General features: G+C 33.2%; 9 protein-coding genes and 1 pseudogene. 4 read left to right on the forward strand and 6 right to left on the reverse strand.

Annotated elements, in window-relative coordinates:
• Positions 1-45: 45 nt before the first annotated feature.
• Genes J2Y38_RS20345 through J2Y38_RS20365 form a run of 5 tightly spaced genes read right to left on the reverse strand, consistent with a single transcriptional unit; the run spans position 46 to position 3,338 of the window.
• Positions 46-861, reverse strand: a complete 816-nt coding sequence (locus J2Y38_RS20345; protein WP_309846198.1) for a TPM domain-containing protein — start codon at positions 859-861, stop codon at positions 46-48.
• A 3-nt stretch (positions 862-864) separates the two neighbouring features.
• Complete coding sequence (locus J2Y38_RS20350) at positions 865-1,302, reverse strand: TPM domain-containing protein (RefSeq protein ID WP_291143079.1); 438 nt, start codon at positions 1,300-1,302, stop codon at positions 865-867.
• Positions 1,303-1,362: 60 nt separating this feature from the next.
• Complete coding sequence (locus J2Y38_RS20355; protein WP_232682918.1) at positions 1,363-1,947, reverse strand: LemA family protein; 585 nt, start codon at positions 1,945-1,947, stop codon at positions 1,363-1,365.
• Between the two features lie 34 nt (positions 1,948-1,981).
• Positions 1,982-2,314, reverse strand: a complete 333-nt coding sequence (locus J2Y38_RS20360) for a MerR family transcriptional regulator (RefSeq protein ID WP_309846201.1) — start codon at positions 2,312-2,314, stop codon at positions 1,982-1,984.
• A gap of 46 nt (positions 2,315-2,360) precedes the next feature.
• Positions 2,361-3,338: a peptidoglycan DD-metalloendopeptidase family protein gene (locus J2Y38_RS20365; RefSeq protein WP_309846203.1), complete on the reverse strand. Its 978-nt coding sequence runs from the start codon at positions 3,336-3,338 to the stop codon at positions 2,361-2,363.
• A 279-nt stretch (positions 3,339-3,617) separates the two neighbouring features.
• Here J2Y38_RS20365 and alaS point away from each other — a divergent pair, with 279 nt between their 5' ends.
• Together alaS and J2Y38_RS20375 are read left to right on the forward strand one after the other, a co-directional pair.
• Positions 3,618-6,254, forward strand: a complete 2,637-nt coding sequence (gene alaS / locus J2Y38_RS20370; RefSeq protein ID WP_309846206.1) for an alanine--tRNA ligase — start codon at positions 3,618-3,620, stop codon at positions 6,252-6,254.
• 108 nt (positions 6,255-6,362) lie between these two features.
• A pseudogene (locus J2Y38_RS20375) lies at positions 6,363-6,740 on the forward strand (GxxExxY protein).
• A gap of 176 nt (positions 6,741-6,916) precedes the next feature.
• Here the strand turns inward: J2Y38_RS20375 and J2Y38_RS20380 are convergent.
• Complete coding sequence (locus tag J2Y38_RS20380; RefSeq protein ID WP_309846209.1) at positions 6,917-8,662, reverse strand: ABC transporter ATP-binding protein; 1,746 nt, start codon at positions 8,660-8,662, stop codon at positions 6,917-6,919.
• Between the two features lie 185 nt (positions 8,663-8,847).
• On the opposite strand from J2Y38_RS20380, the gene J2Y38_RS20385 reads away from it, so the two are divergent.
• On the forward strand, positions 8,848-9,567 hold the full coding sequence (locus tag J2Y38_RS20385; protein ID WP_309846211.1) for a hypothetical protein: 720 nt from the start codon (positions 8,848-8,850) through the stop codon (positions 9,565-9,567).
• Positions 9,568-9,662: 95 nt separating this feature from the next.
• Positions 9,663-10,619: a GSCFA domain-containing protein gene (locus J2Y38_RS20390; protein WP_309846214.1), complete on the forward strand. Its 957-nt coding sequence runs from the start codon at positions 9,663-9,665 to the stop codon at positions 10,617-10,619.
• Positions 10,620-10,835 lie beyond the last annotated feature (216 nt).

Genomic DNA, 10,835 nt, shown 5'->3' on the forward strand with positions numbered 1-10,835 from the left:
TAAACTTGAAACTGAAAACTGCGGCTGAAAACTGTTTTTCTTTTTCTACCAGCTTCCGCCAGAACCTCCTCCAGAGAATCCGCCTCCGCCAAATCCACCGCCGAAACCGCCTCCTCCGCCAGATGAACCTCCGCCAAAACCTCCAAAACCACCGCCGCTGCTTCTGCCAAGACTGCTTAAAAGAATTACATCCATCAGGCTTGGACCGCCGCCACTGCTGCCAGAATTTCCACCTCCTCTTTTGCCGCGAGAAAGCAAAATTAAAACAATTACAACAATAACGATAAATGGAAGTATAGGAAAGTCTTTTCCTTTAGATTGTTTACGTTCGCCTTTATATTTGCCTTTAAAAACATCAAAAAGCGCATCGGCACCTTTATCAAGTCCGCGATAATAACTTCCTGCTTTAAATTCCGGGATAATAATGTTTCGGGTAATTTCTCCTCCAATTCCGGCCGTTAAACGATCTTCTAATCCATAACCAGGAGAAATCCAGATTCTTCTTTCGGCTTTAGCCAATAAAATCAAAACTCCGTTATCTTCTTTTGCTTGTCCAATTCCCCATTCCTGAGCCCATTTTGGAGTAAGAATTCCAATATCTTCGCCTTTTAAGCTTTCAATAGTAATGACTACAATTTGGGTAGAAGTTGAATCAGAATAACGAACTAGTTTTTCTTCTAACTGCGTTTTTTCAGAAGCACTTAAAACATTGGCATAGTCGTAAACAGAAGTTTGAAAATCCGGTTTTTTTGGAATATCAAATTGAGCAAAAATACTATTGCTAATGAAAAGCGTGATAAACAAAAGAGTAAACTGAAAAATTCTATTGGAATTTAAAATTTTATTATCGGAATTTTTCATTATTTATCCTTTTGAAATTTCGTTAGATAATTCGTTTGTATCGTCTGCTAATGAAGGAAAATGTTTTTTTAACTGTTCGCCGGCATTCAAAATACCATCGACAATTCCCTGTTTAAAGTTACCAGATTTAAAATGATTGGTCATAATGTCTTTGGTACAATCCCAAAAATCATCAGCAACCAAATCATCGATTCCTTTGTCTCCGCAAATCACGAAGTTTTTATCATCAACTGCAAAATAGAGCAATACACCATTTTTTAGTCTGGTTTCATGCATTCGCAATTCATGAAAAACTTCTAAAGCTCGGTCATAATGAGCTTTAGAAGTTGTTTTTTCTATATGAACCCTAATTTCGCCAGAAGTATTATTTTCGGCCATGCGAATAGCTTCAACAATTTCCTGCTCTTCTGCTTTGGTTAAAAAATCTTCTACTTTTGACATGGGAATGATTTTAGAGTTTAGATTTATGATTTTAGATTATTTTCTAAAAATATTAAATTCTTAGAATTTTACTTCAACTGGTTTGTCTGCTCCGGTAGAAGCTTCGAAGTATGGTTTTTCTTTGTATTCGCTCAAGAACCAGTTGTTCGGAATTTTTAAGATGTAACCATTATAACCTTGTACAGATTCGTTAAAACGAGTTCTAGCCGTTAAAATTTGGTTTTCTGTGCTTGCTAATTCGTCTTGCAATTTCAAGAAATTCTCGTTTGCTTTCAATGTTGGATATTGTTCCACAGAAACCAATAATTTTGATAAAGAAGAAGAAACACCACTTTGAGCCTGATTGAATTGTGCCAATTGCTCTGGAGTTACATTACTTGGATCAATAGTTACAGAAGTAGCTTTTGCACGAGCTTCGATTACTGCTGTTAAAGTTGATTTTTCAAAATCAGCAGCACCTTTAACTGTATTTACTAAATTACCAATAAGGTCATTTCTTCTTTGGTAAGCTGTTTGTACGTTACCCCATTCTTTATTTACAGCTTGGCTGTATTGCAAAGCACTATTTTTAATTCCAATCGACCAAAATGCGATAATGGCAATAAATACGATAATAATTCCTACAGGGATTAACCACTTTTTCATATTTGTTTTGATTTAAGTTTATTTCTATTTTTAATTACAATTCGTTTTTGATCTCGTTCAATTGCGTTTTTATGGTCTCTAATTTACGTATTATTTCGAATTTATCTAACGTTTTCTTCTGACCTTCTTTTAAATGTGTTTTGGCACCTTCAAGCGTAAAACCTCTTTCTTTAACTAAATGATAAATCAATTGCAGATTGGTTACATCCTCTGGAGTAAACATTCTGTTGCCTTTGGCGTTCTTTTTTGGTTTCAGTATATCAAATTCGCTGTCCCAAAATCGTATCAAGGATGCATTGACATTAAAAGCTTTGGCAACTTCGCCAATGCTGTAATATCTTTTATCTTTTGAAAGCTCAATATGCATGTTTTTTTGTTTCTAATTTATTTCAAAAATAATACTTTTTGTAGTATTAATCTAATGACTGATTTTCCTGGTTTGCCATTTTCGAAATTGCCACGTATTCTGCTGCCGAAATATTGCCATAATAGAAGTTCAGCGGGTTTACAACTCTGCCATCTTTATGTACTTCATAATGACAATGCGGCCCTTCAGATCTTCCTGTGCTTCCTACATAACCAATTACATCGCCGCGTTTGACATGTTGTCCGGGTCTGCAGTTATATTTGCTTAAATGCGCGTACAAACTCTCATATCCAAAACCATGCCTGATCACAACATGGTTCCCAAAGCCCGAAGCCGTGTTGTCAGCCCTTGCCACAACGCCGTCACCAGTGGCATAAACAGGTGCTCCTGTGTTGGCAGTAAAATCCATTCCGTTGTGCATTTTTCGCACTTTCGTGAAAGGATCGATCCTGTATCCAAAACCAGATGCAACACGTTTTAAATTTTCATTCTGCACGGGCTGAATTGCCGGAATCGCTAATAATAAACTTTCTTTTGCGCCGGCTAATTTCAATATTTCATCTAAAGATTTCGACTGAATCGCCAATTCTTTGGAAAGTTTATCTACTCTTTTTGTCGTATTCAAAACCAGCTGCGAATTGTTGTAACCTTCTAAAGTCTTATATCTTTCAGGGTTTCTAAAACCTGCTTTTCTAATAGAATCCGGAATTTCGGCTTTATTAAAATATACTCTGTAAATATTATTGTCACGTTCCTCTAAAGCCTCTGCGGCAGCGTCAATTTCGTCCAGTTTTTTATTCAGAATTGAATATTGCAGCTTTAAATTTTCAATTTCACGTGCCTGTAAACGATCTTTTGGCGTTTCAAAATACGGAGTGTTAATTAAAAGTACAAAAACTAAAAATCCAAACAATGCCGAAGCCACTAAAAACAGTAAAGCATAACCGATTTTGATTCTTTTTCTGGTTTTTATTTTTGTATAAGCCAGATTTTCTGAGTCGTAATAATATTTTACTTTCGCCATATTTTAAAATACGCTATTTTTGCAGCTTGTAAAATCAATTAGTCGAACAAAAGTGCTAAATGTTTCAATTGTTGACCGCTTTTTTACAAGAACAAAATAATTTGATAATTTGGGGGAATTACATAATTATATAATGCGCAAAATAGGGAATTTATTGTTGAAAAGCATAAGTTTTAATTTTCGATTTTAAAATTAACGTATTATTAATTTGAGATTATTTCTAATTATCACATTATCAAATTGACACATTTGTAAACAGATACATTTTCTAATTTAAATATGAAATCACAAGACGTACGTAAGCAATTTTTAGACTTTTTTAAAAGCAATGGACACCTTATTGTTCCATCGGCTCCAATCGTTCTTAAAGACGATCCAACCTTAATGTTCAATAACTCGGGAATGGCCCAGTTTAAAGAATTTTTCTTAGGGAACGGAACTCCAAAAAGTCCAAGAATAGCCGATACGCAAAAATGTCTTCGTGTTTCAGGAAAACATAATGACCTTGAAGATGTAGGTTTTGATACCTATCATCATACTATGTTTGAGATGTTAGGAAACTGGTCTTTTGGTGATTATTTCAAAAAAGAAGCGATCAACTGGGCTTGGCAGCTTTTAACAGAAGTTTATAAAATCCCAAAAGAAAATCTTTATGTTTCTGTTTTTGAAGGAAGTAAAGAAGATAATGTTCCTTTTGACCAGGAAGCTTGGGATATTTGGAAAACATTAATCGATGAAGACCGAATTATTCTTGGAAATAAAAAAGATAATTTCTGGGAAATGGGTGACCAAGGACCATGCGGACCTTGTTCTGAAATTCACGTTGATTTGCGTCCGGAAGCTGAAAAAGCTCTGGTTACTGGAAAAAGTTTGGTAAACAACGATCACCCGCAAGTAGTTGAAATCTGGAATAACGTATTCATGGAATTCAACCGTAAAGCTGACGGATCTCTTGAAAAACTTCCTGCACAACACGTTGATACCGGAATGGGATTTGAGCGTTTGTGTATGGCTTTACAAGGAAAAACATCAAATTATGATACCGATGTTTTTACACCGCTTATTGAAAAAGTAGAACAAATTACAGGTTTAAAATATACATCTGATGAAGTAAAAAACATCAGCGAAGAACAAAATAAAACTAATATTGCAATTCGTGTTATTGTGGATCACGTTCGTGCGGTTGCTTTTGCAATTGCTGATGGACAATTGCCATCAAACACGGGTGCAGGATATGTTATTCGTAGAATTTTGCGTCGTGCAATTCGTTACGGATTCACATTCTTAAACACTAAAGAACCGTTTATCAATAAATTGGTAGAAGTTTTGGCAAACCAAATGGGAGAATTTTTCCCTGAAATTAAATCGCAGCAGCAATTAGTTACCAATGTAATTCGTGAAGAAGAAGCATCTTTCTTAAGAACTTTGGATCAAGGTTTACAATTGTTAGAAAATGTAGTTGCAGAAACTATAGGAAAAGAAGTTTCTGGTGCTAAGGTTTTTGAATTGTATGATACATTTGGTTTTCCAAAAGATTTGACTGCTTTGATTTTAAAAGAAAAAGGTTTCTCTTATAATGAAGCAGAATTTGAAGTTGAATTGCAAAAACAAAAAACACGTTCTCGCGCAGCTTCTGAAGTTTCAACAGAAGACTGGAATGTTTTGATTCCTGGAAATATAGAAACATTTGTGGGTTACGATAAAACAGAAAACGAAGTAAAAATCACTCGTATTAGAAAAGTTGATTCTAAAAAAGATGGTATTTTGTACCAAATCGTTTTAGATAATACGCCATTTTATCCAGAAGGCGGGGGACAAGTTGGTGATAAAGGAACATTGGTTTCGGCAAACGAAACAATCGAAATTATCGATACCAAAAAAGAAAATAACTTGATTTTACATTTTGCAAAACAGCTTCCTGAAAACGTAGAAGCAGGTTTTGTGGCAAAAGTAAATACTGATTTAAGAACGTCAACTTCTAAAAATCACTCTGCTACGCATTTAATGCATTTAGCTTTGAGAAATATTTTAGGAACGCATGTGGAGCAAAAGGGATCGTTAGTAAATCCAAATTATCTGCGTTTTGACTTTTCTCATTTCAGCAAAGTTTCTGATGAAGAAGTTAAACAAGTTGAAGCTTCTGTAAATGCTCAGATTGAAGCGCAATTGCAGTTGGTTGAACACAGAAATATTCCAATTCAGGAAGCATTAGATAAAGGCGCAATGGCTTTATTTGGTGAGAAATACGGCGATAATGTTCGTATGATTGAATTTGGTGATAGTAAAGAATTATGCGGTGGTATCCACGTAAAAAATACAGCAGAGATCTGGCATTTCAAAATTATTTCTGAAAGTGCTGTTGCGGCAGGAATTCGTCGTATTGAAGCAATCACTGGTGATGCGGTGAAAAACTTCTATCTAAACCAGGAAAATACATTGGCAGAGATAAAAGAAACGCTTAAAAATCCACAGGATATTTTGAAATCTGTTGCTTCTCTTCAGGATGATAATGCTAAGTTGAAAAAACAAATTGAGCAATTATTAAAAGAAAAAGTAGGCGCTTTAAAAATAGAACTAGAGAAAGATTTTCATGAAGTAAACGGAGTAAATTTCCTTGCTAAACAAGTAGATTTAAGCATGGCTTCTACAAAAGATTTAGCTTCGGCTTTAGGAAGTTCAAAACCAGATTCGTTTGTGTTTTTAGCTTCAGTAGAAGATGGTTTACCAAATATTCACTGTTATATCGCTAAGGAATTGGTTGCAAGCAAAAGCTTAAATGCTAATTCAGTTATCAAAGAATTAGGAAAATATATTGACGGAAATGGAGGAGGACAGCCTTTCTTCGCATCTGGAAAAGGAAAAAATGCTGCTGGAGTTGTAGAAGCTCTAGTTCACGCAGTTGATTTTGTGAAGTAAGTTTTTTTATTTCGCGCAAAGACGCAGAGTCGCAAAGTTTTTATAAGCTTTGCGATTTTTTTTGTTTTATAAATCTATATTTGTAAGTTTTTACTTTATTTTATAAGTATGACCGAAAATGAAATTTCAGCTGTCGTAGTAGATATCTGTTACAAAATGCATGTAAAACTTGGACCAGGTTTGTTGGAATCGGTGTATGAAGCAATTTTATATTACGAATTAACTAAAAGAGGATTAATTGTAGAAAGGCAAAAAACACTTCCTGTTGTTTGGGATGAAATAAAACTTGATATTGGTTTTCGAGCTGATTTAATTGTTGAAAATAAATTGATCTTAGAAATTAAATCAATTGAAAAAATAACATAAGTTCATGCAAAACAAATTATGACATACTTAAAGATTACAAAAATCAAATTAGGTTTACTTATAAATTTTAATGTACCGCTCATTAAGTTTGGTATTACAAGAATCGTTAATAATCTGTAGATTAATCCGTAAAAACCAAGCAAAAAACATTAGAAGGTGCAGAGTCAAAAGCTTTGTGACTCTGCGTCTTTGCGCGATTATTTTTTCCAAACTTAAAAACGTATAAAAACAGCAGAGTCGCAAAGCTTAAAAAAAACTTTGCGACTCTGCGACTTTGCGAGATTCTTTACACGCAACTATTTACGTTCCCCAATTTGCTGACGCCACATAGCGTAATACAAACCTCTCTCAACAATTAAATCATCATGTTTACCCTGCTCGATGATTTTACCTTGTTCAAGAACAAAAATTCTATCAGCATGCATTACAGTTGATAAACGGTGCGCAATTAAAACCGTGATTCTGTTTTTATCAGATATATTTCTAATTGTCGCATTAATTTCTTCTTCAGTAATAGAATCTAAAGCAGAAGTAGCCTCATCAAAAATCAATAAATTCGGGTTTCTAAGAATAGCTCTGGCAATAGATAAACGTTGTTTTTCTCCACCCGATACTTTAATTCCGCCTTCACCAATTGTGGTGTTTAAACCGTCTTCGGCACGTTTAAGAAGTTTGTCACAGCTTGCTCTTTTTAAAGCGTCGTATAACTCTTCGTCGGTTGCATTTGGTTTAACGAATAATAAGTTTTCGCGGATTGTTCCGGAGAATAATTGTGCATCCTGCGTTACAAAACCTAATTGTTTTCTTAAATCAAGTAAATCAATTTCTGTCGAGTCAATATCGTTATATAGAACCTGACCTTCGGCCGGAGTATATAAACCAACTAATAATTTAACCAAAGTTGTTTTTCCGGAACCAGATGGGCCGACAAATGCAACAGTTTGGCCTTGTTTGATTTCAAAATTGATATTTTCAACGGCTTTGAATTTTGCCGTTTTATGCTGAAAACTAACATTCGAAAATAATAACGACTGAATTGCTCCAACATGTTTTGGACTTTTTGGACGGAATTCTTTTGGAGCGCTTAATAATGTTTTAAAGTTTTCCATCGATACTTTGGTTTCATTCAAAGCAATAATGAAATTTCCAAGTTCCTGAAGCGGACCAAAAATGAAAAACGTAAAGAAAACCATTGTAAGCAAATCACCCACAATAATTTTTCCTCCAAATAAGAAATAATACAAAGTAAAAACAACACAAGTTCTTAAAAAGTGAACCGTTGTTCCCTGAATAAAACTCAAGCTTCGGATAAATCGGATTTTTTCTAATTCTAACTGTAGAATTTTAAAAGTGTTTAAGTTCAAACGTTTCTCTTCTTGATACGTTAAACCAAGACTTTTTACCAATTCGATGTTTCGTAAACTTTCTGTTGTAGAACCTGCCAAAGCATTCGTTTGATTGACAATTTTCTTAGAAACAATCTTAATCTTTTTACCTAAATACGAACTTACCAAAGCAATAATTGGAGCTGTAATTAAAAAGATAAGCGAAATTCGAAAATCAATTCGGGCAACATAAAGAATTACAAAAATGAATCCGATAACGGTTTGAAAAATCAAAGAAATAGAAAGCGTGATTAATTTTTCAGAATCAGATCTAACTTTAGTTAGCTTACTTAAAGTTTCACCGCTTCGCTGATCTTCAAATTCGGCATAAGGTAAATCGAGGGATTTTTTAATTCCGTCGGTATACATTTGAGCGCCGGTTCTCTGGATCACAACATTCGTGAAATAGTCCTGGAAGTTTTTGGTAATTCTGGAAATCATAGCGGCACCAAGCGAAAGCCCAAGCCAGAAAGAAAGTGATTTGATAAAACCAGCTGGATTTCCTTCGTATTTGTGTAATCCAACACCACAATCCTGCATTAATTTACCGGTAATAATAGAGTCTGATAAACTAAAACAAATGTTTATAGAGGCCATAATCAACGCAAAAAGCAAAAGCATTTTGTGTTTGATTATATAAGAATATAATAATTTCATAGATATTTTAAAAAAATGGAAGATGCAAAAGTAAGCAAATGTTTTAGTTTCTGAACTTGATTATTGTTATTAAAAATGTAAAAAATTGTCGAGGTCTAATTTTCTATTATATTTACCCAAATAATACTACAATAACCTAATTTAAAATGAAAAAAACTTCACTTCTTTTATTTGTCTTAACTTTTGTGATTTCATCATGTTCTAATGATGATAAAGATTCTGAAAAAGTAGAAAATATTATTTTGCCAAATAAAATAACACGAATCAATCCTGAGATTAGTGTAAATAATGTTTTAACAATGCAATATGATGGACGTAAATTGATTAAAAGCAGTGATAATTTTGGTTATGTAACTGAATATACATACGAAGGAAATTATATAACAAAGGAAGAGTTATATATAGACAATAAAAAAGCATCTATAATAGAATACTCCTATCTTAATGGAAAATTAGATTTTGAATTATTTAAAGATGGCGGAAATCCCAGTAGAACAAAGTATTTGTATAATGAAGATGAATCTATTTCTTTTGAGACCTCATTGCTTGATAAAATGGGTAATAATGTTATTGGAATAACATTATTTGGAAAATACACATATAAAAACGGAAATATGATAAAAATGGAATCTAGTTATTCTAAATACTACCCTGCTGATATTTATACTTATGAATATGATAATAAAAACAATCCATATAAAAATATTTTAGGGATGAACTTATTAGTTGGAGAGCGAGAAAAGATTTCAACAAATAATGTCGTTAAAATGGATTTGTCAGCCGGAACTACTTTTATAAATACTATTTCTTGTACATATGATTCAAATGGTTTTCCAATTGAAAAAAAATATATGGATATTAAGAGCGGAAAAGTACATGAAATTTATAAGTTTGATTATAACTAGGAAACAATAGTATTAAATTTATTTGAAGCCAGAAGCAAAAAACTTCTGGCTTTTTTGTTTGTAAAAAATAACCGAAATTTACAGAAAAGAATCAAATGCAATTCAGAACCCAAATCCCAATTTCAAAAAGTAACAATCCAATCGATTATAATTCGAAGATACTTTCTGTTGGTTCTTGTTTTGCAGAAAATATGGCAGAGAAATTCGATTATTTCAAGTTTCAAAATGTAACTAATCCGTTTGGAATTATATTCAATCCCGTTTCGATTGAAAAATTATTTGGCAGAGTTTGCAAAGAAGAATTGTTTACAGAAAAAGATGTTTTTTTTCACAACGAACGCTGGCATAGTTTCGAAGTTCATTCAGACTTAAGTAATGCTGACCGACAAGAATTATTAGAAACACTCAACAAAGCCATTACAGAAACCAACAAAAAAATCAAAGAAGCTACACATATTATTATCACATTTGGAACTTCCTGGATTTACAGAAATATCGAAAGCACAGAAATTGCCGCCAATTGCCATAAAGTGCCTCAAAAGCAATTCTCAAAAGAATTATTATCAGTTGAAATAATCCAAAAAAGCATTCAAAACACAATTGATTTAATTCAGGTTTTAAACCCAAATATCAATTTCATTTTCACGATTTCACCAGTGCGTCATATCAAAGATGGTTTTGTAGAAAATCAATTAAGCAAATCGTATTTATTTGCAGCTTTGCATGCTGCGTTGAATACTGAACACTTAAAACTGAACACTGAATACTTTCCGTCCTACGAAATCATGATGGATGAACTTCGCGATTATCGCTTCTACAACGAAGATATGCTGCATCCTAACCAAATCGCGATCGATTATATCTGGAAACTTTTCAGTGAAAATTATATTTCACAAGAAAGTATTTCAACAATGCAGGAAGTAGATGAAATTCAAAAAAGCCTGCGTCACAGAAGCTTCAATCCCGAATCAGAACAACACCAAAAATTCCTTGCCAAACTCCAGCAGAAAATGAATCTTTTAGAAGAAAAGATTTCCCATATTAAATTTTAATTTTTAGCAAGCATTGGTTTCAACCATGCGACAGCACAAAATTTTTTATGAAATATTTAGGCATAAAAAAAACTTTGCGCCCTAGCGCCTTTGTGGCTAAATTATAAAAGTAAGAAATTAACTATTTTACAGTGAAATTTTAGAATAATTGCCAATAATTATGTAAATTGTTAAAGGCTTAAATTTTCCATTTTTGTAAGATGTGTAACTATGCTT

It is taken from the genome of Flavobacterium sp. 2755 (assembly GCF_031455715.1).
GTDB lineage: Bacteria > Bacteroidota > Bacteroidia > Flavobacteriales > Flavobacteriaceae > Flavobacterium.

Bases quoted from the DNA above. Each gene is read 5' to 3' on its own strand.
- J2Y38_RS20360 (WP_309846201.1), bottom strand. From the start codon at position 2,314: ATGCATATTGAGCTTTCAAAAGATAAAAGATATTACAGCATTGGCGAA.
- alaS (WP_309846206.1), top strand. From the start codon at position 3,618: ATGAAATCACAAGACGTACGTAAGCAATTTTTAGACTTTTTTAAAAGC.
- J2Y38_RS20355 (WP_232682918.1), bottom strand. From the start codon at position 1,947: ATGAAAAAGTGGTTAATCCCTGTAGGAATTATTATCGTATTTATTGCC.
- J2Y38_RS20350 (WP_291143079.1), bottom strand. From the start codon at position 1,302: ATGTCAAAAGTAGAAGATTTTTTAACCAAAGCAGAAGAGCAGGAAATT.
- J2Y38_RS20380 (WP_309846209.1), bottom strand. From the start codon at position 8,662: ATGAAATTATTATATTCTTATATAATCAAACACAAAATGCTTTTGCTT.
- J2Y38_RS20365 (WP_309846203.1), bottom strand. From the start codon at position 3,338: ATGGCGAAAGTAAAATATTATTACGACTCAGAAAATCTGGCTTATACA.
- J2Y38_RS20345 (WP_309846198.1), bottom strand. From the start codon at position 861: ATGAAAAATTCCGATAATAAAATTTTAAATTCCAATAGAATTTTTCAG.
- J2Y38_RS20390 (WP_309846214.1), top strand. From the start codon at position 9,663: ATGCAATTCAGAACCCAAATCCCAATTTCAAAAAGTAACAATCCAATC.